Consider the following 22914-nt stretch of genomic DNA (forward strand, 5'->3'; position numbering starts at 1 on the left):
GTCGAGCACCATCATTGCACAAGCCGTGCCTGTTTGTAAGTAATTGATTTTTATCGATTTTCTTCCAAATTTCAAATAAATGACTGAATTTTAGACATCTCAATTGTCTTAATTTCAGACACATGTCTGAATTAAGAACACTCCAATCCAGCCTGCGCCAGGCCCCAAAGTCAGGGCACCTCTCCGCGGTCAAGCATCTGACCCTCGTGGCACCCGCCGGACGGCACCGGGCGCCGCAATGCTGCGCCCCGCCCTTCGGGTAGGATCTGGATTTGTAATTAAACGTGACAAAACCTCGCCTGCCCTCTGTCGCACTGGCGGGCCGCGGCGTCCTACTGCAACCTGGATTCGGGCACACCCGAGGCCCTTGTGCTGACTTTCTGCGTGCACCTTTTCATCGATGACCATGAGGGCTGATGTCGTGTCGGCCCTCCGGGCACGCCTGTCCCTCGCCCGCAGTGACAGCTACGGCGTGCTGTTGCTGTTGTTGCTGGTCATTGGCGGCTGGCTCGTGATCGACTTCATGCAGGAGCGCGATCGCATCACCGCCGAGCGATCGTGGCTGGCCATCAACAAAAGCCAGTTGATGAACCGATCGTTCGGCGACACCTTTCTGGCCGCCGATTACGTGCTGAGGGATGTCCTGGGCAGGGTCGATGTGGGCCAGGACCTGGCCTACCCGCAGCCCGACGGCCAGGTCTCTGCACGCCTGGAGGCCCTGCTCAAAGAAAAGGTGGACACCGTGGCCGGCCTGACCGACCTGGTGCTGTTCAATGGCAACTGCATCTTCGCCGCCAGCGCCCGTTCTCCGACGCGCGGCACCAAAAGCCGCCAGCGCTTCTGCTCCGATGCCCACGTCGAGCCCGGCCAAAGCCTGCACATCCAGTACATGCCGCCTGACCGCTCGGTCTCGGCCCGTTCGGTGGTTCTCATGTCACGCACACTGGGCTCGCCAGACGGCGTTTTGCTGGGTGGAGCCATGGTGGTGGTGGACCTGGAGCACGCTCAACAGTGGATTGCCGCCATCGAAGTCGAGCCAGGCGATGTGCTGGCCCTGGTCGACTCTGATGGCACGCTGCTGGCGCGCAACCCGCCCCTGCCCGAAGCGATCGGGCAACACACCGCGCCCCCACCGAGCGAGCCGCCGTTTTCCGAGGTCCATGGCAGTGCCACCTTCACGGCCCAGTCGCCCATCGATGGGCGGGAGCGGATCTTCGGCATGAGCCGGCTGGAACAGTTTCCATTCATTGTCATCGTCGGGTTTGACCGATCGCGCGTGCTGTCGGGCTGGCTGCACCGCGCCTTGCAGTTTGCCGGGGGCTACCTCCTGCTGTCGGGCATGGCCCTGTTGGCGCTGCGCGTTCAACGCGCTACCCGGCGCCAGCGCGAAGAGATGCGCAAGCTCGCCAACACCGACACCCTGACCGACATCGCCAACCGCCGCCACTTTGTGGCGATTGCCGATCGCGAATTCAACCGGGCCCGGCGTTACCACCATCCGCTGTCGGTGTTGATGCTGGACATCGACCGATTCAAGACCATCAACGACCGCTGGGGACACCCCACCGGCGACCGCGTCATCCAGGAGCTGGTCCACCTGACAAGCGCGGTGATCCGGGGCCATGACCTGTGCGGGCGCCTGGGCGGTGACGAGTTTGCACTCATGCTGCCTGAAACCGACGCCTCGGGCGCCCAACTCATCGCCGAGCGCCTGCGCGCCAGGGCCGAGGCCTCGGGCACCGTCCGCGCCGATGATGGCAGCGCGGTGCGCTTCACCGTGAGCATCGGCATCGCCTCGCTGAGCCCCGAAGACAGCTCGTTCGATGCCTTGCTGCAACGCGCCGACAAAGAGCTGTACCAGGCCAAGCAAGGCGGGCGGAACCGATCGGTGCTGGCGGCCGGGGGCACATCGTGATCCGATGCCAGCGCTCTCAGCCCTGCCTGAACCCGCGCAACACCGTCAGCACCACCTCGGTGGCCGGCTCCAGCGCCGCGCTGCGATAGGCCAGCCCCAGCGGGCGCCACAAGGCCGGGCGCACCGGCAGCATGCGAATGCGAGGGTCGGGCGGCGGGGCCGTCGATTCATGCGGCAACAGCGTGGCGCCATAGCCGGCCGCCACCAGGCTTTTGATGGCGTCGTTGTAATTCAGCTCAATGCGGGCCGTGGGGCGCAGCCCGGCACTGGCAAACCACTCCGAGGTGAGGCGTGACAAGCGGGTGCTGGCGTCGTTGAGGATCAAAGGGCGCTCGGCCAGCCAGGCCGGCGTGATGCGGGCCGGGGTCTTGCCCCAGGCCGCCGGCACAAAGGCCATCACCGGATCACGCCGCCAGGGCTGCACTTGCAGACCTTCCGTCACGGGCTGCGGCAGGGCCACCAGGCCGATGTCCAGCCGGCCGGCGGCCAGGCTCGACAGGGTCTCTTGCGAGGTCAGCACCGCCACCTGCACGTCGATGCCCGGGTGCTCGCGGCCCAGTTGCTCCAGGGCCTGTGGCAGCAAGTGGGCAATCGCCCCGGTGGAGGCCCCCAGGCGCACGCGCCCGGTGCGCCCCTCAACCTGCCCGCGCAGCTCGTCCAGGGTTTGATCGACATCAGCCAACAAGCAGCGGGCCCGCGCCACCAAGGTGTCGCCAATGCCCGAGGGCTGCACCTGGCCACGCTGACGCAGCAGCAGTGGCGCACCAATGCGCTCTTCGAGTTCGGCCACATGCAAGCTGACCGTGGGCGGCGCCAGGTTCAGCGAACGGGCCGCAGCGGCGAACGAGCCCAGGTCGACGATGGCGACCAGGGTGCGCAGGCGGTCCAGGCTCAGTTCACGCATGACATTCAGAAATCACAAACAAACTCTTCATGAAATTCAACTTTTCTTATTCTAGTCAGGGCTGGAAGATGCGGGCCAACCCACCAGGAGAAACGTCATGCACCCCCTTGTTTTCATCGACGGCGACCAAGGCACCACCGGCCTGCAGATCCATGAGCGGCTGCGCGGCCGCACCGACCTGCGCCTGCTGACCCTGCCCGAGGCCGAGCGCAAAGACCCGGCACGCCGCGCAGAGGCCATCAACGCCTGCGACATCGCCATCCTTTGCCTGCCCGACGCCGCGGCCCGCGAGGCCGCCGCCACCATCCGCAACCCCGCCGTGCGCGTGATCGACGCCAGCTCGGCCCACCGCACCGACCCGCAATGGGTCTACGGCTTTGCCGAGATGGCCCCGGGCCAGGCCCAGCGCATCGCCCAGGCCCGCCGCGTGAGCAACCCCGGCTGCTACCCCACCGGCGCCATCGGCCTGCTGCGCCCCCTGGTGCAAGCCGGCCTGCTGCCGGCCGACACCCCACTGAACATCCACGCCATCTCGGGCTACTCGGGCGGCGGGCGCGCCCAGGTGCAGGCCTTTGAAAACGCTACATCCGAAGGCCAGCGCCCCCCTGCCCTGCAGGTGTATGGCCTGGGCCTGCAGCACAAGCACACCCCCGAGATCCAGCAGCACGCCGGCCTGAGCACCCGCCCCGCCTTTGTGCCGGCCTACGGCGCCTTCAGGCAAGGCATCGTGCTGACCGTGGCCCTGCACCTGCGCCAGTTGGCCCCCGGCACCAACGCCGCCACCCTGCACCAGGCCCTCGCCCGCCACTACGCCGGCCACCGCCACATCGAGCTGCTGAGCCCAGACCAAGCCCAAGCCCTGCAGACCCTGGACCCCGAAGCCCTCAACGGCAGCAACCAACTGCGCCTGGCCGTGCTGGGCCAAGATGCCCCCGACCAGGTGCTGCTGGCCGCCGTGTTCGACAACCTGGGCAAAGGCGCCTCAGGCGCCGCAGTGCAGAACCTGGACCTGATGCTGGCTCGACAAAGTGCGGCCTGAGGCCGCCTGAGACCACCCACCACCCAAAAGTGGCTCACTCACTCAGCCCAAGGCCCCCTGAGCCGCCTCGGGCGTGTCGTTGTGGTCATGGGGCTGGTTCATCAACAAATGCGCCAGCGCGCCATAGGCCTGCGCGGCTTCGCGCACGGGGTAGAGGGCGTCGGCGATGGCGAGGATGTGGGGCATGGCCACCCGCCGTGGGGACTCATGCGGCTGGTCTGCCGAATGAGGATGCCGGCTGACGCGGCGCTGCCTGGCTGGGGCTGGCTTGTTTGGATGGCGTTTCGGTTTTGACATGCAGAGCCTCGTTCGTTGAATACGTGCAAACACACCATGTCACCAGACCGGTGCTGACAGTGGAAGCTTCGTCAGGCCGGTGGGCAACACGCTTTTCTGCAGTGGTTCAAGAGGCTGTCAAACCTCGTCGTGAAATTGCCCCGTATGACTGGACACGGTCTATTCGCAATTGAGCGCCTAGCCGTTTGACTGGCCCATACGCTGGCGATGTTGCCTGAATTCACGCGGTGAGCGCATTTTCAGGCCCGAATGGGGATGCACCTCATTGAAGTGCTCGAACGCCGCTGGCAACTGGGCCAGAACCAGTGTGGCATCGATGAGGTCCATTCTGCTCACGTAATCGCGTCGGAAGGTCTTCACGAAACTCTCTGCCATGCCGTTGCTTTGTGGGCTCCATACCGGCGTGTTGACGGGCTTGAAACCCAGGGAACGAGCAATTCGCATGGTATCGTTTGAGGCACTTGAAAGTACTCGTGCAGCACAACGAGCCCCCACGGTGACGGGCTTATCAAGCCCCCACATCCTCAGACGAAGTAGCACTTGCGTCTAAGGTCAGTGTGTCAAACAAGTTGGTTGTAACACGCCGCGCTAGAACGTCATATGGGTAATGCGGGTGCTTTATGTTCACACCGATGACTGCAACACCACGCGCGTCCGTATTAGCATCGATTTCAATTGTCTCGGCAAGTATGGAATTTCTCTGCTCCCTGTTAGCCACGACATAGGGGTAGCCCACGATAACGTAACGTCGTCGCGTAGGCCCTGTTTCCCAGACCACCCAGTTGTGGGAGTGACTTGCCGTGCCCTCCTGAACCCGCCTTGACAATTTTTTGAACTCAACCTCGAACTTCTCTTGGTCCTCCTTTGTCGTGTTGAGTAAGATGAAACCGGTCTCAAGCCAACCTTCGAACCTTGCCTCGCTCACCCGATTCAGGATCGCGTCCCACCAATCGGTCATCGCAAGCCGTGGCTTTGGTACGGGACGTCCTTCGCGAGATCCTATGAAATACGGGTCCAACTCTTTGGACTTCAGTAGCATGTTCAAAATGACGTCTTTGCTGTACTCCGTGTCCCCAATGTTGAAACCGTTGTCCAAGTAGAAGCCAAGCAGATCGAGCTCATCTCCCTCGTAGTCCATGTGTGCTTCGAATTCACGCCGACGCGCTAGGTAGTGGACCTTTTCTACCTCGCGTGTAAGCAGCTCGAAGACCGACTCAAGATCAGTGATGCTGATTGACGGTGCCAGATCCTCCAACTTCTTGTCGATGATCCCGGCGGCGATCAGCTTCTTCAGGTTAGAACCAATCGATCCGAGATGTGAGAGCGTTGCACCGATCGGTATGTAGTGCTTGATTGCTCCGCTATCAATCTCGTTCACCACACCTCTTTTGGTTCTGAACTTGTGGATGCCGGGCTCGCTTTTCAGCCGCTCTATGAAACGATGTGCCTGTTCTGAAGGTGACTCGATCAACTCCCTCAACGTTTCTGATAACCGCGATGGAGCCCCGCGTCTTGCCGGATCGCTTACGGAGGCAGATTTGGCTTCAAAGACGATGGCGAACGAGTCAATGACCACGGTCAGATCGTTCTCGTAGGTTACTCCAGTGCTGGTCTGCCATGTGCTACCGGTAAACACCTGCCCGTTTGGGAAGCCTGCTCGAACGATTCGTTCGAGCTCATCCTCAAGATATTGTGCCTTTGACTTCGTGTACAGATCTCGCAGCCCTTTGTCTTCCCAAACGAGATCTTCTAGGATGTCAAGCAAAAGGTGAGGCAAGACGCCCCATACCGAAGAGAAGTAGGTTCCATCTTCAAGACTGATGAATGGGCGATCAAGTACGGGATTTGAGAGCACGAAATGCTCTTTGTTCGCGTTCGCCAGATCGCCGAAGCGAAACGAGATTTTCTCCAACAGAGCTTGCAGCGCCGCTTTGTCTGTCCCCTCCCCGGCAATTTCAAGCGCCCGGTCAATGGAAAACGAGTAGACGTCTGCGAGCTTGAGTTCAGCATGCATCATCAGCATCGACAGCAGATTCAGCCGTTTCTTCCCGGACTCCTTCCAGAGCCATGCAGCCTGCTCTTCAGTAATCGGTATGTTCTCAGGGAAGGCGTCGTTGTATGCCGCGATGATTGCGAGGGAATCACGCTGAGCCGCGCATTTCCGCATCTTTGCCATGTAGTCGTCGAGCCGATCTTGCACCTCCTCCGCGATCTGCAGCAGCATGCTGAAGAACCGATGCGGCGCTACTCCATAGGCAGCCTCAAATGCAGGTTCTATCGAATGTGCAAGGTCAAGGAGAACTTTGGTCATCTGGTGCATATAGGCCCAGTTCCGAACCGCTGTTGTCTGACTCATCATCTTGGTCCGAAGCCTATAGGCGCTGATTTCTTCATCTGATGTCAGCCGCTCTGGTATTTCGAGACTCCGAAGCGACATGTGCTTGCCAACCTCCTGCATGTGGTCTTTAAGCACGAGGAACTGCTCACGCAGTGGCTGCACGGAACGATTTCTAAGCTGGCAAAGAGCGAATGCTTGGAGCAATTCCAAATAGTGATGATGAAACTCAAGCTCTCCCGTTGCCTCGCGATCAGTTCCCTCCGGGGACGCGATCAGGTAGAAGGCACACATCGAAAGTACGTAGACTGGGTCGTACTGGGTGACCCATTTTGTGGTTTGTGGGTAAAGGGCGGCGAACTTGACCCCCGCGTCCTTCCCGATTGATCGCATGAGATCGAGTCGTTGCTCAAGGGGCACGCCATCTTTGAGCAACTGTGGCAGCTGAAACATTTTCATCTTGGGTGCTTCCCAAGGAGCAACACGTTTCCCTCGCGCAGCCTGCCGTCGCTTCTGACTCAGCAACTCTTTTTCCTTTCTCTTCTTGCGTCGCTGTTCTTTAGTCGTTTTTGTCATTCCTCTCCCTCATGTTTGTGTGTAGCGGACCGCTGACTGAGTAGCCCCAAGTTTCCTAGACACCCTTGAGCCGTTGGAAATTGTGACACCCAAATGCCACTGCGCTACCAGCGGTGTCGTGCATAGCATTTTGAATTCGATCTCAAGCACAGGCGTGCCGTGAAGCGGCAGTTGGTAAGCCTCAGCCTGCACCAAATATTGATGCGCTTCAAGCAGATGACCGCTCATGCTCGATAGTCCCTGTCCGCGATCAGCACGCGAAAGACTTCAACCAGCCTAAACCAGCCACCCCCTCCCGCACCACCGCCGACGCACGCCAGTCCTGTGCAATCACCTCCCGCGGGCACCAATGCCCCACCACCCCCCGCCCCGCCGCGCCCGCCGCGCCAAAACGTAGCCCATCAACCCAATCCTAAACGCGCTGTATTCCCGTGCGATAGCCGACCACCAGCATCGCGCCGATGTTTGCAGCGCATTCGGGGCCACTTGACCTCCCGTCGCGCCTTCTGGTCGAACCGCCAAGGATTCCTCGCTAGTCACACCCCTCCAACACTTCGCCACCCACCAAACCATCCAGCCCCCTCCCCCACCCAAACTCCTGGTCATCACCAACCCACCCAGGCGTTTTCACATGACCCTCACCTGCTTCATCCGTTACGAGATCGACCCTTTCAAAAAAGACCTGTTCAAGGCCTATGCCGATAACTGGGCACGCATCATTCCGCGCCTGGGCGGGCATTTGCTGGGCTACTTTTTGCCGCATGAGGGCAGCAATGTCGAGGCCTGGGGGCTGGTCTCGTTCAGCAGCCTGGCGGCCTACGAGGCCTATCGGCAGCGCTTGCGTGAAGACGCTGAGGCCGTGGCCAATTTTGCGTTTGCGCAGCGCGAGCGCTTCATCTTGAAGGAGCAGCGCACCTTTCCCGAGGTGGTCGACAGCAGCTACCTGCGGGCGCCCACGGGGTGGTTGGAGGGGGCGGCATGATCGCCGTGATCTTTGAGGTGCGGCCGCTAGCGGGGCAGGCGCCACGTTACTTCGAGATCGCGGCGGCGCTGCGCGAGCAGCTTGAGCGCATCGATGGCTTTGTGTCGGTGGCGCGGTACCAAAGCCTTGCCGACCCGGGCGAGTATCTGTCGCTGAGCTTCTGGCGCGACGAGGCGGCCGTGCAGGCCTGGCGCCAGCACGCCGAGCACCGGGCGGGACAGGCCGAGGGACGCGCGGCGGTGTTTGCCGACTACCGCATCCGGGTGGCGCAGGTGCTGCGAGACTACACTTTGAGCCAGCGCAGCGAGGCCCCGGCAGACGCCAACGCTTTTCTGCTGCCTCCGTCCAGCCCCTGATCCACCCCATGAACGCAACGCCGTTTGAGCCTCGCCTGGCCAGTGTGGCCGCCATCATTGCGGACGCCACCCGGGCGCGCATGCTGTGCTATTTGCTGGCGGGTGACTACGCCAGTGCGGGTGAGCTGGCTCGGGCGGCGTCGGTATCGCCCGCCACCGCCAGCGGGCACCTGGGCAAGTTGCTGCAGGCCGATCTGATCGTGTGCGAGCAGCGTGGTCGGCACCGGTACTTTCGCCTGAAAGACGACGAGGTGGCCCACGCCCTGGAGGCCATGGCCCTGATCGCCGAGCGCCACACCCACCAGGCCACCTGGGCCAACCCCGCGCGCCAGCGCCTGCGCTTTGCCCGCTGCTGCTACGGGCACCTGGCGGGGCAGCTGGGGGTGGCGCTGTTTTCTGAGCTGTTGGCCAGGCAATGGCTGGCGCCGGTGGGCGATGCCTACCACCTCACGGCCCCGGGGCAGGAGGGGCTGGGGGAACTTGGCTTTGAGTTGAGGGGCTTGGCCAGGGCCCAGGCCACCAGCCGCCCGCGCCTGGCCTACCGCTGCCTGGATTGGTCAGAGCGGCGCGACCACCTGGCCGGCCTGCTGCCCAAGGCCTTGCTGGCGCAATGCCTCGACAAGGGCTGGCTGCGCCGCCACCCCGGCGAGCGGGCCTTGCAGCTCACGCCGCTGGGGCGGCAGCACTTGGCAGATCTGCTGCCGCTGGTGAATGCGATTTGAGGGGCTTTGAGAGGCTTTGGTGCGGCCTCTGAGGGCGGTCAGCAAACGGCGGCTTGCAGCTCTGCTGCTGCCCCCCAATTCCTGATCTTGGCCCTTGCACACTCCCCACATTGAACTGTACATTTATACAGTTCAATGTGAACAAACAACATTCAAGGAGCCACCATGATCGACCACATGACCTTCCGCGTGACCGATATCGCGCGTGCCAAGGCGTTTTACAGCGCCGCCCTCGCCCCCTTGGGCTACAGCCTGAGTTTTGAGGGCAACTTTGGCATGAACATTCTGGGCTTTGCCTACCCCGACCCCCACGAGCCTGAGGGCAAGAAGACCGATGTGTGGTTCATCGATGGCCCCTCGCCCTATGGTGGCGCGCCGGCCACCACGGGCTGCCACCTGGCCTGGCGCGCGGCCAACCGCGCCCAGGTCGACGCCTTCTACCAGGCCGCGCTGGCCGCGGGCGGGCGAGACAACGGCGCGCCGGGCCTGCGCCCCGACTACCACCCCCACTACTACGGCGCCTTTGTGATCGACCCCGAGGGCAACAACATCGAGGCGGTTTGCCATCTGCCCGAATGAGGGCATGCAGGCGGCAGCCTCCGATGGCCAGCAGGCCGCAAGGCTTTGCAAGGGCTGCGGCGTGATGTCTGGCTGCTTAGAATCTTTGGATGGCCCATCCACACGCTCTGAACAACCCGGCGATGCTCCGCTGGGCGCGTGATCGCGTCGGCCTGGATGTCAGCGCGGCGGCCCAGACCGCTGGCGTCGCGCCCGAACAGTTTCAGCGCTGGGAAGATGGGGAGTGGCAACCGACCTTCAAACAGGCGCAGCAGATTGCCAGCAGCTTGCATACCCCCTTCGGTTACCTGTTCCTGAGGCAGGCCCCGATCGATGAGCCGCTGCTGCCCGACCTGCGCACCCTGGGTGGCACGCTGGTTGGCAAGCCCAGCGTCAACCTCATGGAGACGGTTCGTCGAGCCTTGCAGCGGCAAGCCTGGTACGTGGAGTTCCTGCAAGAGCAAGGGGCTGCGCAGCTGCCGTATGTAGGGCGTTTCAGCACCCAGTCGAACGTGATACAGGTTGCGCAAGACATCCGCTCGACCCTCAAACTGGCACCAGAACCCCAGGTCGGCCACTGGGAGCCCTATCACCGCCTTCTGATCAAAGCGGCAGAGGATGCCGGCATCTTGGTCATGCGCAGTGGCATCGTTGGCAACAACACCCGCCGCAAGCTGGATGTCGCCGAGTTTCGGGGCTTTGCCGTCAGCCATCCGCTGGCCCCTGTGGTCTTCATCAACAGCAGCGATGCTCCCTCGGCGCGCTTGTTCACCCTGCTGCACGAATTGACCCATGTCTGGCTGGGCAGCAGCGGAGTCTCTGACACCGCACCCGGCAACACCCGTCGCGAAGAAGTGTTCTGCAACGCAGTGGCCGGCGAGTTTCTGGCTCCCTCCGAGCTGTTTGCCAAGCTTTGGCCCTTGGCCTCAGAAGACCTGAGCACCCGTGTCGCTGAGTTGGCACGTCGTTTTCATGTCAGCCGCCTGGTCATCCTTCGGCGTGCCATGGATCTGGGTCTGATCGCGCCAGAGCGCTATGGGGCCTTCTACCGTGCCGAGCTGGAGGCCTTTCGCGCAGCAGAAAAGGGGGGTGGCAATTTCTACCGAAATGCCGTGGCCAAGATCAGCCCCCTGTTTGCCCGCGCGGTGATCGCCGAGACGCTCAGCGGTCGACTGTTGCTTCGTGAGGCGGGCAAGTTGCTGGGGGTTCAGCCCGCCAAGATCCGTGAATTGGCTGAACAACTCGACGCATGACCTATCTGCTGGACACCAACACGCTGATTGAAGCGAAGAACCGCTACTACCGAATGGCGGTCTGCCCGACAGCCCACCCGACACAGACACCCCCATGCCCATCGACATCAGCAAAGAAGCCCGCACCCTCGCCATCGCCTCGATTGAGCGCTATTTCAGGGAGAACATGGACGAGCCCATCGGCAATATCGCCGCCGGGGCGCTGCTGGGCTTTTTTCTGACCGAGATCGGGCCAACGATCTACAACCAGGGTGTGGCCGATGCCCAGGAACGCCTGCAAGCCCGGGTGATGGAGCTGGACCTGGAGGTGCACGAAGACGAGTTCACCTACTGGCAGCAGCAGGGCCGCGCCAGCCACAAGGGACGTCGTTAGGACCTGGCTCAGGTCTTTTTCCGCGCACAGCACTCAGCGCGACTCGCCCAGGCGTTCGTAGAGCTTGGCGCGCGAGATGCCCAGCAGCCTGGCAGCAGCCACCTTGTTGCCACCCGTATGTTGCATGGCTTGCGCGATGGCCTGCTGCTCCAACTCGGCAACCTGCTCGGCCAGGGGGCGCAGGCTGGCAGGCCGCTGACTCTGATGCACAGCCGTCGACGAGGTGCCTCCCAGGGACGGCATGCCAGCCGCCGGTGCCGGGGTCTGGGAGCAACTGGCCAGCGCCGGGTGCACCGGGGTCAGGCCCGAGTCCTGCAACACGCGGTTGAGCAGTTCCAGGTCCAGCGGGCCGCCCTCGCTGCGCAGGGCGGCCTGCTCCAGCACATTGCGCAGCTCACGGATGTTGCCGCGCCAGGGCTGGGCCTGCAGCAGGGCCAGGGCCTGGGGGGTGAGCTCGGGCGGGGGGCTGCCGTTGCGCAGCGCCATGTCTTCGCCCAGCACCTCGACCAGGGCCACGATGTCGCTGGCGCGCTCGCGCAGCGGGGGCACACGGATGGGCAATACGCCGATGCGGTAGTACAGGTCTTCGCGAAACCGCCCTTCGCGCACCAGGGCCAGCAGGTCGCGCGAGGTGGCGGCGATCACCCGGGCGTCAAAGGGCAGCAGGCGGTTCGAGCCCAGGGGCTCGATCTCGCCCTCCTGCAGGGCGCGCAGCAGCTTGGCCTGCAGGTTCAGGGGCATGTCGCCGATCTCGTCGAGGAACAAGGTGCCGCCGTCGGCCAGCCGAAACTTGCCGTCGCGCCCCTTGCGGTCGGCGCCGGTGTAGGCGCCGGGGGCCACGCCGAAGAACTCGGCCTCCAACAGCGTGTCGGGCACGGCGGCGATGTTGACGCTGACAAAAGGCCCGCTCGCCCGCGACGAGGCCGCATGCACGGCGTGGGCCAGCAGCTCTTTGCCGGTGCCGGTCTCGCCCAGCAGCAGCACCGGGCTGGCCGACTGCGCGGCACGGCGTGCCTGGCGCTTGACCTCCACCGCCGCGGCACTGGTGCCGACAAAGCTGGCAAAGGTGTACTTGGCGCGGCGTTCGCCATCGGGGGCGCTGAGCTGGCGTTTGCGCTGCACGGCCAGCTCGCGGCGGGCATCGTCCAGGTCTTGCTGCAGACGGGCAAACTTGCTGATCAGGGGCTTGAGCGTGGTCTCGGGGTGGTCGAACAGCACGATGCCGATGGCCCCGATCACACCACCCACGTCGTCGCGCAGCGGCAGTCGGCTGACCACAAAGGTGCCGGCCTTGTTGGTCAGCAGGTCGATCAGGATCGGCTCGCCAGTCTCCAGCACGCGGCGCATCTGGGTGTTGTGGATCACATCCTCGACACGGTGGCCCAGAAACTGGTCGATCGACGAAAAACCCAGGGCTGGCAAAAAGCGCCGATACCCCTCGTTGACCCACACGATGCACCCGCTGCGGTCCACCAGGAACATGCCCTGGCTGATGCTCGAAAACAGGTGAAACATCGACTGCGCCGCCAGGGCCAGGATGCTGTCACCGTCCAGCGGCAAGGCATCGGGGGATGGCGGAACAGGCACGGGGTCCATGGTGGCCTCGGCGGCCTCGGCGGGCTCGGAATGGGATGGCGCTGGCATGGCGCGATGGTAGCGCGGCAAGTCGCAGGGATGCGGCGGGTCAACCCATGCCGGCGCAGCTCACAGCAGGCCGGACTTGATCAGGGTGAGCCTCAGGCTGCTGAACTCGTCGTCCACAAACTGGCTGAAGGCATCCCCCGTGAGCAAGGCCGGCGTCCAGGCATGCCTGTCCAGCATCTCCTGCCAGCTGCGATGGCGTGCAGCGGCCACGATCTGCTCGATCAGGCCCTGGCGCTGGGCCGGCGAGATGTCGGGGGCGCCGTACAGACCGCGCCAGTTGCCGATCTCAATCGGCAGGCCCAGCTCCTTGAGGGTGGGTACCTCCAGCCCCTTGAGGCGCTGAGGTGAGGTGACAGCAATGGCGCGCATGCGCCCGCTCTGGATGGACTCGGCAAACTCGCTGTAACCGCTGCCCCCCACCGTGACATTGCCGCCCAGCACCGCGGCCGTGGCCTCGCCCCCGCCGCGGAAAGGCAAAAACTGAAGGCGGTTCGGATCGACGCCCACCGCCCGGGCGATCAAGGCCGCGGCAATGTGCTCGGTCGAGCCGCGCGAGCCGCCGCCCCACTTCACGCTGGCCGGGTCCTTCTGCAGCTGCGCCAGCAGTTCTGCCATCGATTTGAATGGCGAGTTCGCTGGCAGCACGAACACGTTGTACTCGGTGGCCAGGCGGGCGAGCGGCGTGGCCTGCGACAAGGACACCGGGGGCTTGGTCGTGATGAGGCCGCCCAGCATGACCGAGCCCATCATCAGCAGTGCCCGCGGGTCGGCTTTGCGGGTGTGGATGAACTGGGCCAGCCCGATGGCACCGGCCGCGCCGCCCTTGTTGTCGTAGTGGACAGAGGTGGCGCCGCCGCTGTCGAGCAGCGCTTTGCCGAAGGCCCGGGCGGTGGTGTCCCAGCCGCCGCCAGGGTTGGCTGGCACCATGATGCGCAGGCCTCCGAGCGCCGGGACTGCGCCCGCAGCCATGCTGCCGCCCAGGGCCATGCCCGGCAACGATCGGATGAAATGGCTTCGACGCATCATGAGGTTTCCCGCTCTGTCATGGACGGGCCGACGATCCCGGCAACTCGCCCGCGACCATTGTGCCCGCTCCAAAAGGGAAACCGTGCCCCGGCCCATGCCGGGGGGAAGTCGATCAGAAGGTGTGTCGGATACCGAACTCGTAGCCGGTGCTGCTGCCACCGGCACGCGTCACGCCCTGGCCCAGATCAAAGGCCGTGCCATTGTTCTTGTTGCTGATGCGGGCGTAGTGGCCGTACACCGCGGTGCGCTTGGACAGGTTGTGCACATAGCCCAGGGCCAGGTGGTTGGCATCGTTGGCCACGCCCTTGGCGCTCAAGGTCGAGTAGGCCACGCGGATCTGGCCCGCGCCCACGGGCACATGGGCACCGATCAATTTGGTGCTGGTCTTGGTGGTGGCGGTGACGTTCTCACCCCACAGCGCCATGGCCTTGACCGGGCCGAAGTCGTAGCTGGCACCCAGGTTGTTCTGCTTGTAGTTGCCAATCGACACGTTCTGGGTGCGGTTGGTGGCCAGGGCGATGTTGAAAGGCCCGGCTTCGTAGCCCAGGCGCAAGCCGGTCACGTTGCCGTCGTCGCTCTTCACGCCCGCGGTGGACGGGTTATTGCCGGAGGCCACCATGGCTTGGCCATAGAAGCCACCCAGCTTGGGCAGGAAGTAACCCACCGAGTTGGAGGCCCGCACATGGGTGATGCGCGCCGCGCTGGGCACCGGGTAGAACAGAAAGCCGGTGGAGCCGATGCCGTTGGTGCCGAAGGGGCTGAAGGCGGAGAGGTTCCAGAAGCCCGGTGTGTAGTCGCGGCCCACGCGCAGTTCGCCCAGTTGGTTGCTGAGGCTGACGGTGGAGCGACGGCCAAAGGCCAGACCGCCGCCGCCGGCCGAGCCACCGGGCTGGTTGGTGGTGCTGGTGGTGCCGGCACTGCCATCGGTGGGGTTGAGGGCGGCTTCCAGCCAGAAGCTGGCCTTCAGGCCGGCGCCCAGGTCTTCCGAGCCGCGAAAGCCCAGGCGGCTGGACAGGTTGCCGTCGCTGTTGGCTTTGCTGAGGGAGCCGTTGCCGTCGCTGTTCACGCGCAGGTAACCGGAATCGATCAGGCCGAAGATCTCGACCGATTGGGCGCTGGCGCCCGTGGTGGCCAACAGGGCTGCGGCCGCCAGGGCCAGGGTTGTTTTGTTCATTTCAAATGTCTCCTATGGGGCTATGCGTCTTGGAGGACTGCCGCGCGATCGTAGAAATCGCAGCTGTCAATCGGCTGTCCAAGAGCAAGCCGCCCTCTGTTTATGATCGTGCCCCGGACCAGAAAGACCTGGCCTGCTGCCAACCGGTGCCCGCATGCAACTCCTGCTGATCGAAGATGACCGCTCCATGCAGACCGCGCTGCAACGTGCCTTGTCAAGGCATGGCATCGAGGTCAGCATCTGTGCCGACGGGGCGGCCGCGCTGGACCTGTGGCTGCAACGCCAGCCCGATGTGGTGGTGCTGGACCTGAGCCTGCCCGGGCTCGACGGCCTGCATGTGCTGGAACGCGCCCGCCGCGCCGGGCTGCGCACCCCGGTGCTGATCCTGACCGCGCGCGGCACCGTGGGCGACCGCGTGATCGGCCTCAACAGCGGGGCCGACGACTACTTGGCCAAGCCCTTCGACCTGGACGAACTGGAAGCCCGGCTGCGCGCCCTGTACCGCCGCCTGCAGCCGGTCGACCAAAGCGCGCCCCCCAGCCGCCAGCGCCTGGGCGACCTGGAGTTCGACAAAGAAAACGGCGCCTTCTACCTCGGCGACGAGGTGCTGGACCTGACCCCGCGTGAACAGACCCTGCTGCAGGCCTTGATGAGCCGGCCCGGCCACGCCGTCAGCAAAGAGCGCCTGTTCGCCCTGGTGTTTCCGGGCGACGACTCGGTGCAGATCGAAGCCATCGAGGTGGTGGTGTACCGGCTGCGCAAAAAGCTCAGCCAGGCCCAGGTCAACCTGATGACGCTGCGCGGCCTGGGCTACCTGCTGAAGGCCGCACCATGAGCCCGGCACACCCCGGCCCGCGCCCCACCCGCCTGTCGCTGCGCCGCTACCTGCTGTTGGGCCTGCTGCTGCCCATCGGGGTGTATGTGCTGATCAACAGCCTCACCCTCTACATCGACACCCGGCAGGCGGTGCAGACCGCCTACGACCGCACCCTGCTGGCCTCGGCCAAATCGATCGGCGAGCTGCTCACGGTCGAAGGCTACGACGCCCAGGCCAAGCTGCAGGTGAGCGTGCCGCACGCCGCACTGGAGGCCTTCGAAACCGACCTGCGCAGCCGCATGTTTTATCGGGTGTCAGACATGAACGGCGATTGGGTGGGTGGCTTTGAGGCCCTGCCCCCCTGGCCCGGCAAAGGCCTGCCGCCCAGCCCCTACTCGGCGCTGGTTGATTTCTACGACGACTTTTACCGAGGAGACCCGGTGCGCGTGGCGGTGCTGCTGCAACCGGTGGTCAGCGAGCATGGGCGCGGCATGGCCATGGTGCAGGTGGCCGAGACCCTGGGCCTGCGCCAGACCCTGGTGGGCGACATCATGATCGCCTCGCTGCTGCGCCAGGGCCTGCTGGTGGCCGGGGTCATCGTGATCGTCATTGCCGTGGTGCAGCGCGCCACCCGGCCGGTGCGCCGCATCAGTGCCGAGCTGCAGCAGCGCCCCGAAGGCGAGCTGACGCGCATCCGGGCCCCCGACGCCCCGCGCGAGCTGCTGCCGCTGATCGACGCCACCAACCAGCTCATGGCGCGGCTGCAGAACCTGCTGGACCACCAGAAGCGCTTTGTGCGCGACACCTCGCACCAGTTGCGCACGCCGCTGGCGGTGCTCAAGGTCCAGGTGCAATCGGCCCTGCGCGGCGATGTCGATGCCCAGACCGCCCTGGTCGAAATCAACGCCACCGTGGAACGGGCCACCCAGTTGGCCAACCAGATGCTGGCCCTGGCCAAGGTGGAGCAGTTGCGCCAGCAGACCGACACCCAGGCCCTGGACCTGTCACACGTGGTGCGCGAGGTGGCGCTGGACCTGTCCCCCCTGGTGGCCGAGCGCAACCTCGACTTTGAGCTGCAGGACGAGCCGCTGTGCGTGCTGGCCCACGACTGGATGCTGCGCGAGCTGGTGCGCAACCTGCTGCACAACGCCATCCGCCACAGCCCGGACGGCGCCCGCCTGCAGATCACCCTGCGGGTCGACGAAGGCCAGGCGACGCTGACTGTCAGCGACCAGGGCCCGGGCATCAGCAGCGCCCAGCGCGAGCGCCTGTTCCAGCCCTTCTGGACCGGCGATGTGCCCGGGGGCTCGGGCCTGGGCCTGACCATCTGCCATGAAATCGTGCGTGCCCTGGGCGGTCGCATTGCCCTGCTCAATCGCCAGGACGGCGAGGTGGGAGGGCCCGGCGAGCGCGTGGCCGGGCTGGACGCCTGCGTGCGGCTGCCGCTGGCCCAGCCCGGTGCACCCAAGGGGGGGCCGGATCAAGGCAAAATCACGCCATGAGCGAACTTGCCTCCCTGCGGCTGGACAAATGGCTTTGGTCCGCCCGCTTCTACAAGACCCGCAGCCTCGCGGTGGAAGAGATCGGCAAAGGCCGAGTCTCGGTGAATGGCGCCAACGCCAAACCCTCGCGCGAGCTGCGCTGCGGCGACACGGTGGACCTGCGCCAGGGCCCCATCCACCGCACGGTGGTGGTGATGGGCCTGAGTGCCCAGCGCGGCCCCGCCCCGGTGGCCCAGCAGCTGTACCAGGAAACCCCCGAAAGCATCGCCACGCGTGAACGGGCCCAGGAGCAGCGGCGCCTGGCCCCCGAGCCGGCCGCCAGCCTGCAGGAGGGCCGCCCCACCAAACGCGATCGCCGCCAGATCGAAGCCAACCGCGACTGGAACGACCGCTGGTCGGCGTCAATCTGAGGCCCTGACGCGCCGGCCCCGGCTCAAGGCCGGCGGATCGCCACCTGCTGCTGCGCCCAGTAGCCCGACTTGAGGCGGTCCAGCCGCACCTGGCCACCAGTGGACGGGGCATGCACAAAGCGCCCCTCGCCCACATAGATGCCCGCATGCGACGGCGCCCCGCCCTTCGAGAACAGCACCAGGTCGCCGGTGCGCAAGGCCTCGATGGGCACCGCATGACCCCAGCCCTGCAGCTGCGCCACCGTGCGCGGTGCCGGCAGGCCCGCCTGCAGGCCGTAGACATGGCGGATCAGGCCGCTGCAGTCAAAACCCGAATCAGGCGTGTTGCCGCCATAGCGGTACGGTGTGCCGACCAGGCCCAGCGCATAGACGGTGACAGCCTGGCTCTGCTCTTCGGACAAGGCGGCCGGCACGGCCACGGTAGACAGTGGGTCGGCAGGCTGGCGCGGCGGAGCACTGGAGCAGCCTGCCAGCAGCAGCCAGGGCAGCGCAAGAAAGAAAGCCCAGCAGGCACGCGGAAGTCGAGGGGGGCTCAGGGTCATGGTGGAGGTTGGGCAACGGGTGGCGGGCAGCAGGCGACTGAGTCCTGGCTCTGCCCGAATACTAGCCGCCTGCGCCCGGATTGCCAGCCCCCCGCAACCTGTCCAGCCGCTGCAGCAGGGCTTGGGGCAGTTCATCGCGGGTCTGCACCGCCCCCGCGTAGACCTGGCCCAGATGGCCATCCAGCGACACGGTGTCGCCTTCGTGCAGGGTGACCGGGCCCAGTTCGATGCGGCGCGCGCCCAGGTCGATCTGCAGCGCCTCACAGCCCACCAGGCACACCTTGCCCATCTGCCGCGCCACCACCGCGGCGTGCGAGGTGCGGGCACCGCGCTGGGTCAGCAGGCCCAGCGCCAGCTCCAGGGTGGCGATGTCACTGGTTTCGGCATCGCGGCGCACCAGCACCACGGGCCGGCCCTGCGCCACCAGGCTGCGGGCTGCGGCGTCGTCCAGGGCCAGCGCACCGCTGACCACCCCCGGGCTGGCGCTGGCGGCCACCGCCGCGGGCGTCAGGGCCTGGCCATCGGCGGCCAGCACCCGGCGCTGGCTCAACTGCTCGGGGCCCAGCCCGGTGGTGCGCCGCAGCGCCTCATCGGCCGTGATCAAGCCCTCATCGAGCATGTCGAGCGCGATGCGGGCCGTGGCGTAGGCCGAGCGCTTGCCGCTGCGGGTCTGCAGCAGGTAGAGGCGGCCTTCCTGCACGGTGAACTCGAAATCCTGCATGTCACCCAGGTGCTGCTCCAGGGTGTGGGTGGCCTGCACCAACTGGGCCCAGCACTCGGGCAGCACTCGGGCCAGGGCCTCGTGGCCGGGGGCGCTGCGCCGGCCCGAGACCACGTCTTCGCCCTGCGCGTCAAACAGAAAATCCACCCACGGCTGGGGCTCACCACTCGAGGGGTCGCGGGTGAAGCCCACGCCCGCCCCCGAACGCCCTCCTGCATTGCCGAACACCATGGCCTGCACCGTGACCGCCGTGCCCAAGCTGTCGGGCAACTGGTGCAGGCGCCGGTACTCAAACGCCTTGGGGGCCTGCCACGAGGCCAGCACGGCGCCAATGGCCTCGGCCAATTGCTGCCGGGGGTCTTGCGGAAAAGGGCGGCCAGCCGCGCGGGCAAAGGCCTGCAGGTGATGCCGGGTCAGCTCACGCAGCTCGGCAAAATCCAGCTCGCGTTCATCGCGCTGACCGCCCAGGCCGGCGGCGGCGGGCTCGAACAGGGCCGCCTCCAGGCCGGCCACCACCTCGCCATAGCTGGCCACCAGCCGGCGGTAGGCGTCCCACACCAGGCGGGGCTGCCCGGTCTGGCGCAGCAGGCCGGGCACGGTGGCATCGCACAGACCGATGTTGAGCAGGGTCTCCATCATGCCGGGCATGGACACCGGCGCGCCGGAGCGCACCGACAGCAGCAGTGGGCGGCGCGCATCGCCAAAGCGCAGCGGGCTGGCCAGCCCGCTCTGCAAGGCCTGCAGACCCGGCCCCCAGGTGGCCGCCTGACTGGCGCGGCGGCGCCGCTCTGGATCGGCGCACCAGGCCGTGCCCAACACAAAGGCCGGTGGCACGGGCAGGCCGAGCGCGGCCATGCGGGCCAGGTTCCAGGCCTTGAAACCGATGCGTTCAGCGCCAGCCAGCGCGGCTGAATCAGCTGCATCGTCTGCACGGCAGCCGATGAGGAACAGCTCGTCCCCCGCACTCATGCCTGAACCCCGGATTGGTTGAACGCCAGTTCACGCAGGCCGTAGCCGGCGGCCAGCAGCCGGTCCGAGGCCAGCTCCAGGGTCTGGGCCAGGTCGTTGGCCAGCATCAGCGAGGCGGCATCCTGCAGCTCGGCCAGCAGCACACGCCGCGCCTGCCGCAACAAGTCGTCGCACCGGCGCTCGGCATGCAGCACGGCCCAGGAGGCGGTCAGAAACTCATCCTGGTCCTGGCGATCGCTGTCACTGCCCAGGTTGCGGGCGATGGCCAAGGCCTTGACGTGGTCCTGGGTGGCCTGCTGCACCACCTGGGCCAGGGCCGACAAGGCCTGGCGCACCCCGTGGTTCCAGCCCTTCTGGTGGTGGTCGGCCATCAGGCTGATGAGGAAGGCGGCCTCTTCGAGCGCATCGGCCACGTCGTCGCTGAGCACCAGCAGACGCGACACCGCCTGCCAGCGGGGCTGGCGTTCGGCCTGCTCACGGGCCTGCATCACCAGTTGGTCGGCCTGGCGCTCCCAGGTCTTGGCCCGGGCGGCCAGTTCGGTCGCCTGGGCCTGCAGGCCGTCGCGGCCGTGGTCCAGGGCACCACTGACGGCCTGGGCCAGGGCCTGGCAATAGGCGGCGTGCTCGTCAAGCAGATCAAAGCCGGCGCTGCGGCGCTGCATCTGCCGGGCCAGCAGCATTCGGGCCTCGTCGGCCACCAGCGAGGGGCTCTGGCCATGCAGCAAGGCCTCGGTGGCCAGGCGCATCACGTCCAGCAGAAAGGCACTGGCCTGGTCGGGGCCCAGCACCTCGTCAAGCCGGTCGCCCAGGCGAAAGACGCCCTCGCCCACGGTCTGCATGGCACCAAAAATCAGGCGCTCGCCCCCGGCGTGCAGCCAGGCCATGTGGCCCAGCTCCTGCTCGGCCGCGGCGCGCAGCAGCTGTTCTGCCGCCGGCTTGCTGACGAAATTCAGCAGTCGCTTGCGCGCCCGGTTCCAGTCGATCAAAAACACGATGCGGGCGCCCAGGCCCTCCAGGGTGGCCTGCAGATGGGCCAGGTCGGCACAGGCGAAGGTGGCGGTGCCCACGGTGTAGGCCTGCCCCTGGTTGAGCTGGGCCTCGGTGCGGCTTTCCACCACCGACCAGTTGGCGCCCAACGGCGCCAGCAAGGCCTGAAAGAAGCCAAAGCGGCGCAGATGCAGGTCAGAGTAGGTGAGCGTGATGGTCAGCTCCTGCACCTGGATCACCAGCACATGGGCATCGTTGGTGCCGATGTCGTTTTGCAGCAGCAGGCGGGCGCCATCGCGGGTGGCGGCCGTCTCCAGACCGGGGTGATCGAACTTGAGCGGGGCCGTGCGGCGCAGGCCGCGCATGAAGGCCTGCACCAGGGGGCGATCGGCCTCGTCCAGCTGCCAGACATGGGCGCCAGCCATCAGCTCGCTGGCCATCTGGGGCACCAGCTGATTGATGGCCTTGTGCAGGTCCATCACCAGCAGGTGCAGGCTGTCGTCCTCGGGCCCGCCCTGGCGCTGGCCATGGGTGAGGCGGCGCAATTGCAGGGCCTCCAGGCGCACGCCCTGCAAGTCGGCCAGGGTGTCCAGCCAATGCTGCACCCGGGCCGGCGACACGGCCGCAGCCGGTTCGGCCTGGGCCAGCACCGGGCGGGCCATCAGGCCCAGGTCTTCGTGCAGGGCGTCGCGCAGGCGCTCCAGTTCGGGCAGCATCAGTTGCCCATCCACCCGGCTGGCGCCGCCGGGCAGGTCCAGCAGCCAGGTCTCGCCACCCAGGCCGGCGGCCGCCAGCTCACGGCTCAGGTCCAGCGCGGGCTCACGCGGGTGATCGGCATACTGGCTGGCGGCCTGCAGAGTGGAAAGGTAGAACTTCAAACGGTCGTTGGCCGCCAGCGCTGCCTTGACCCACACCGGCAGCAACAGACGCTGCTGCCCCAACGATGCCACTGCCAATGTCTTGTCCATGGGGTTCCTTGATGCCGGCTCAGACCGATCCATGCCGATGCAGCCCAGTCTGGGCAGCGCGCATGACGGATCCATGAAAGCAGGCGGCGCCGGATTTGCGCCAGATCAAGCGCCCGCCCCGGCTCAGGTCGGGGGCAGTACCGTCAGCCAGGGCCAGCGGGCCTGGTAGCTGGCGGCCTTGGCGGCGAACAGCGCGGGCTGCGCCCAGCGCGGGTTGATGCGCAGGTGCCCGGCGGCCAGGTCTTGCAAGCCATCGGGGGCATGCAGCTCGCCCGAGCCCAGGTCCAGCCCGACACAGGTGCAGGCGATCAGGTAACGGCCGATGCCCTCACGGCAATCGCGCAGGGGCGGATAGTCCAGACCGAAGCGCTGCGGGTACCAAAGGTGCACCCGGGCCTGGTTGCGCACCTCCACCACCACGCCCAGATCGGCCACCGCGGCCTGCACGCGCTGGATCACGGCGTCTTCGGCGGCCCAGGACAGGTCGCTGTCGTCGAAATAGAACAGGTCGTAATCCTTCACGCCCCAGCCCGGTGCACGGCCGGTTTGCGCATTCCACACGGCCTGGAACAGGCAACCCGCCGTGAGGTGCCCCTGGGGCAGGTCGAGCGCCGGCAGGCGCCGCATCAGCTCGGCATTGACCGGGTTGGCCAGAGCCAGCTCGACCAGACGGGCGGGGTTCAGGGTGGGATGGTGGGCGGAAGACATGGTGAGGGCGGTCAGGACGGCGGGCCATCATGCACCAAGCCGGGGCCTCACAAGCCGCCGACGGAGGAACGGTTCAGGCACGGCAAATGCTAGGGTTTCTACTAAGTATTTCACGCATTCCGGCGACAATAGGCGG

21 protein-coding genes and 1 pseudogene are annotated in these 22914 nt (G+C 65.7%); 11 read left to right on the forward strand and 11 right to left on the reverse strand.

Annotated features, from left to right (window positions below; translation table 11 throughout):
* Window positions 1-406 precede the first annotated feature (406 nt).
* Entirely contained in the window at window positions 407-1915 is a 1509-nt protein-coding gene (locus tag AC07VS_RS11985; protein WP_494751033.1) for a sensor domain-containing diguanylate cyclase, read from the forward strand.
* Between the two features lie 16 nt (window positions 1916-1931).
* On the opposite strand, the gene AC07VS_RS11990 is transcribed toward AC07VS_RS11985, so the two are convergent.
* Window positions 1932-2819, reverse strand: coding sequence for a LysR family transcriptional regulator (locus AC07VS_RS11990; protein WP_494751034.1), 888 nt, complete (start codon window positions 2817-2819; stop codon window positions 1932-1934).
* A 97-nt stretch (window positions 2820-2916) separates the two neighbouring features.
* Here AC07VS_RS11990 and argC point away from each other — a divergent pair, with 97 nt between their 5' ends.
* On the forward strand, window positions 2917-3858 hold the full coding sequence (gene argC / locus AC07VS_RS11995) for an N-acetyl-gamma-glutamyl-phosphate reductase (RefSeq protein ID WP_494751035.1): 942 nt from the start codon (window positions 2917-2919) through the stop codon (window positions 3856-3858).
* A gap of 42 nt (window positions 3859-3900) precedes the next feature.
* On the opposite strand, the gene AC07VS_RS12000 is transcribed toward argC, so the two are convergent.
* The 3 genes and pseudogenes from AC07VS_RS12000 to AC07VS_RS12010 all read right to left on the reverse strand — a co-directional run bounded on the left by AC07VS_RS12000 (window position 3901) and on the right by AC07VS_RS12010 (window position 7066).
* On the reverse strand, window positions 3901-4044 hold the full coding sequence (locus AC07VS_RS12000; protein ID WP_494751036.1) for a hypothetical protein: 144 nt from the start codon (window positions 4042-4044) through the stop codon (window positions 3901-3903).
* A gap of 288 nt (window positions 4045-4332) precedes the next feature.
* A pseudogene (locus AC07VS_RS12005) lies at window positions 4333-4605 on the reverse strand (integrase core domain-containing protein); the annotation flags it as partial.
* A gap of 58 nt (window positions 4606-4663) precedes the next feature.
* Window positions 4664-7066 carry a hypothetical protein gene (locus AC07VS_RS12010; RefSeq protein WP_494751037.1) on the reverse strand — a complete coding sequence of 801 codons (2403 nt, stop codon included), beginning with the start codon at window positions 7064-7066 and terminating at the stop codon, window positions 4664-4666.
* Window positions 7067-7697: 631 nt separating this feature from the next.
* Between AC07VS_RS12010 and AC07VS_RS12015 the strand changes: the two genes are divergently transcribed.
* The 6 genes from AC07VS_RS12015 (at window position 7698) to AC07VS_RS12040 (ending at window position 11310) form a co-directional block, all read left to right on the forward strand.
* A complete protein-coding gene (locus tag AC07VS_RS12015) occupies window positions 7698-8048 on the forward strand; it encodes an NIPSNAP family protein (protein WP_494751038.1) in 351 nt (116 codons plus the stop codon).
* On the forward strand, window positions 8045-8404 hold the full coding sequence (locus AC07VS_RS12020) for an antibiotic biosynthesis monooxygenase family protein (RefSeq protein WP_494751039.1): 360 nt from the start codon (window positions 8045-8047) through the stop codon (window positions 8402-8404). The genes AC07VS_RS12015 and AC07VS_RS12020 overlap by 4 nt, the downstream gene beginning before the upstream one ends.
* A gap of 8 nt (window positions 8405-8412) precedes the next feature.
* The gene (locus tag AC07VS_RS12025; RefSeq protein ID WP_494751040.1) at window positions 8413-9126 is read left to right on the forward strand and encodes an ArsR/SmtB family transcription factor; all 714 of its coding nucleotides are present in this window, start codon (window positions 8413-8415) and stop codon (window positions 9124-9126) included.
* Between the two features lie 165 nt (window positions 9127-9291).
* Complete coding sequence (locus AC07VS_RS12030; protein ID WP_494751041.1) at window positions 9292-9705, forward strand: VOC family protein; 414 nt, start codon at window positions 9292-9294, stop codon at window positions 9703-9705.
* 89 nt (window positions 9706-9794) lie between these two features.
* Entirely contained in the window at window positions 9795-10937 is a 1143-nt protein-coding gene (locus AC07VS_RS12035; protein ID WP_494751042.1) for an XRE family transcriptional regulator, read from the forward strand.
* Between the two features lie 94 nt (window positions 10938-11031).
* Window positions 11032-11310, forward strand: a complete 279-nt coding sequence (locus AC07VS_RS12040) for a DUF2164 domain-containing protein (protein WP_492348826.1) — start codon at window positions 11032-11034, stop codon at window positions 11308-11310.
* Window positions 11311-11343: 33 nt separating this feature from the next.
* On the opposite strand, the gene AC07VS_RS12045 is transcribed toward AC07VS_RS12040, so the two are convergent.
* The 3 genes from AC07VS_RS12045 to AC07VS_RS12055 all read right to left on the reverse strand — a co-directional run bounded on the left by AC07VS_RS12045 (window position 11344) and on the right by AC07VS_RS12055 (window position 15154).
* Window positions 11344-12906 carry a sigma-54 interaction domain-containing protein gene (locus tag AC07VS_RS12045; protein ID WP_494751094.1) on the reverse strand — a complete coding sequence of 521 codons (1563 nt, stop codon included), beginning with the start codon at window positions 12904-12906 and terminating at the stop codon, window positions 11344-11346.
* A 108-nt stretch (window positions 12907-13014) separates the two neighbouring features.
* The gene (locus AC07VS_RS12050) at window positions 13015-13977 is read right to left on the reverse strand and encodes a tripartite tricarboxylate transporter substrate binding protein (RefSeq protein WP_494751095.1); all 963 of its coding nucleotides are present in this window, start codon (window positions 13975-13977) and stop codon (window positions 13015-13017) included.
* Window positions 13978-14092: 115 nt separating this feature from the next.
* Window positions 14093-15154 carry a porin gene (locus AC07VS_RS12055; RefSeq protein ID WP_494655480.1) on the reverse strand — a complete coding sequence of 354 codons (1062 nt, stop codon included), beginning with the start codon at window positions 15152-15154 and terminating at the stop codon, window positions 14093-14095.
* Window positions 15155-15308: 154 nt separating this feature from the next.
* Between AC07VS_RS12055 and AC07VS_RS12060 the strand changes: the two genes are divergently transcribed.
* Genes AC07VS_RS12060 through AC07VS_RS12070 form a run of 3 tightly spaced genes read left to right on the forward strand, consistent with a single transcriptional unit; the run spans window position 15309 to window position 17883 of the window.
* Window positions 15309-15989, forward strand: a complete 681-nt coding sequence (locus AC07VS_RS12060) for a response regulator (protein WP_494655479.1) — start codon at window positions 15309-15311, stop codon at window positions 15987-15989.
* The gene (locus AC07VS_RS12065) at window positions 15986-17473 is read left to right on the forward strand and encodes a sensor histidine kinase (protein ID WP_494751043.1); all 1488 of its coding nucleotides are present in this window, start codon (window positions 15986-15988) and stop codon (window positions 17471-17473) included. The genes AC07VS_RS12060 and AC07VS_RS12065 overlap by 4 nt, the downstream gene beginning before the upstream one ends.
* A complete protein-coding gene (locus AC07VS_RS12070) occupies window positions 17470-17883 on the forward strand; it encodes an RNA-binding S4 domain-containing protein (RefSeq protein ID WP_492348822.1) in 414 nt (137 codons plus the stop codon). Before AC07VS_RS12065 ends, AC07VS_RS12070 begins: the two co-directional genes overlap by 4 nt.
* A 23-nt stretch (window positions 17884-17906) precedes the next feature.
* Here AC07VS_RS12070 and AC07VS_RS12075 read toward each other — a convergent pair whose 3' ends face one another.
* The 4 genes from AC07VS_RS12075 to AC07VS_RS12090 form a co-directional block, all read right to left on the reverse strand.
* On the reverse strand, window positions 17907-18425 hold the full coding sequence (locus AC07VS_RS12075; protein ID WP_492348821.1) for a C40 family peptidase: 519 nt from the start codon (window positions 18423-18425) through the stop codon (window positions 17907-17909).
* A gap of 61 nt (window positions 18426-18486) precedes the next feature.
* Window positions 18487-20115: a PEP/pyruvate-binding domain-containing protein gene (locus tag AC07VS_RS12080; RefSeq protein ID WP_494751044.1), complete on the reverse strand. Its 1629-nt coding sequence runs from the start codon at window positions 20113-20115 to the stop codon at window positions 18487-18489.
* Window positions 20112-22070: a DUF47 domain-containing protein gene (locus AC07VS_RS12085; RefSeq protein WP_494751045.1), complete on the reverse strand. Its 1959-nt coding sequence runs from the start codon at window positions 22068-22070 to the stop codon at window positions 20112-20114. Before AC07VS_RS12085 ends, AC07VS_RS12080 begins: the two co-directional genes overlap by 4 nt.
* A 123-nt stretch (window positions 22071-22193) precedes the next feature.
* Window positions 22194-22778, reverse strand: coding sequence for a nucleotidyltransferase family protein (locus AC07VS_RS12090; RefSeq protein WP_494751046.1), 585 nt, complete (start codon window positions 22776-22778; stop codon window positions 22194-22196).
* Window positions 22779-22914: the final 136 nt, after the last annotated feature.

Source organism: Curvibacter sp. GW821-FHT01G03, from assembly GCF_059422285.1.

What these genes read in the sequence shown, in the direction of transcription:
- AC07VS_RS11990 (WP_494751034.1), bottom strand. Translation starts at nt 2,819, where the DNA reads ATGCGTGAACTGAGCCTGGACCGCCTGCGCACCCTGGTCGCCATCGTC.
- AC07VS_RS12075 (WP_492348821.1), bottom strand. Translation starts at nt 18,425, where the DNA reads ATGACCCTGAGCCCCCCTCGACTTCCGCGTGCCTGCTGGGCTTTCTTT.
- AC07VS_RS12060 (WP_494655479.1), top strand. Translation starts at nt 15,309, where the DNA reads ATGCAACTCCTGCTGATCGAAGATGACCGCTCCATGCAGACCGCGCTG.
- AC07VS_RS11985 (WP_494751033.1), top strand. Translation starts at nt 407, where the DNA reads ATGAGGGCTGATGTCGTGTCGGCCCTCCGGGCACGCCTGTCCCTCGCC.
- AC07VS_RS12015 (WP_494751038.1), top strand. Translation starts at nt 7,698, where the DNA reads ATGACCCTCACCTGCTTCATCCGTTACGAGATCGACCCTTTCAAAAAA.
- AC07VS_RS12055 (WP_494655480.1), bottom strand. Translation starts at nt 15,154, where the DNA reads ATGAACAAAACAACCCTGGCCCTGGCGGCCGCAGCCCTGTTGGCCACC.
- AC07VS_RS12045 (WP_494751094.1), bottom strand. Translation starts at nt 12,906, where the DNA reads ATGGACCCCGTGCCTGTTCCGCCATCCCCCGATGCCTTGCCGCTGGAC.
- AC07VS_RS12080 (WP_494751044.1), bottom strand. Translation starts at nt 20,115, where the DNA reads ATGAGTGCGGGGGACGAGCTGTTCCTCATCGGCTGCCGTGCAGACGAT.
- argC (WP_494751035.1), top strand. Translation starts at nt 2,917, where the DNA reads ATGCACCCCCTTGTTTTCATCGACGGCGACCAAGGCACCACCGGCCTG.
- AC07VS_RS12020 (WP_494751039.1), top strand. Translation starts at nt 8,045, where the DNA reads ATGATCGCCGTGATCTTTGAGGTGCGGCCGCTAGCGGGGCAGGCGCCA.
- AC07VS_RS12025 (WP_494751040.1), top strand. Translation starts at nt 8,413, where the DNA reads ATGAACGCAACGCCGTTTGAGCCTCGCCTGGCCAGTGTGGCCGCCATC.
- AC07VS_RS12065 (WP_494751043.1), top strand. Translation starts at nt 15,986, where the DNA reads ATGAGCCCGGCACACCCCGGCCCGCGCCCCACCCGCCTGTCGCTGCGC.
- AC07VS_RS12000 (WP_494751036.1), bottom strand. Translation starts at nt 4,044, where the DNA reads ATGCCCCACATCCTCGCCATCGCCGACGCCCTCTACCCCGTGCGCGAA.
- AC07VS_RS12070 (WP_492348822.1), top strand. Translation starts at nt 17,470, where the DNA reads ATGAGCGAACTTGCCTCCCTGCGGCTGGACAAATGGCTTTGGTCCGCC.
- AC07VS_RS12040 (WP_492348826.1), top strand. Translation starts at nt 11,032, where the DNA reads ATGCCCATCGACATCAGCAAAGAAGCCCGCACCCTCGCCATCGCCTCG.
- AC07VS_RS12030 (WP_494751041.1), top strand. Translation starts at nt 9,292, where the DNA reads ATGATCGACCACATGACCTTCCGCGTGACCGATATCGCGCGTGCCAAG.
- AC07VS_RS12050 (WP_494751095.1), bottom strand. Translation starts at nt 13,977, where the DNA reads ATGCGTCGAAGCCATTTCATCCGATCGTTGCCGGGCATGGCCCTGGGC.
- AC07VS_RS12090 (WP_494751046.1), bottom strand. Translation starts at nt 22,778, where the DNA reads ATGTCTTCCGCCCACCATCCCACCCTGAACCCCGCCCGTCTGGTCGAG.
- AC07VS_RS12035 (WP_494751042.1), top strand. Translation starts at nt 9,795, where the DNA reads ATGGCCCATCCACACGCTCTGAACAACCCGGCGATGCTCCGCTGGGCG.
- AC07VS_RS12085 (WP_494751045.1), bottom strand. Translation starts at nt 22,070, where the DNA reads ATGGACAAGACATTGGCAGTGGCATCGTTGGGGCAGCAGCGTCTGTTG.
- AC07VS_RS12010 (WP_494751037.1), bottom strand. Translation starts at nt 7,066, where the DNA reads ATGACAAAAACGACTAAAGAACAGCGACGCAAGAAGAGAAAGGAAAAA.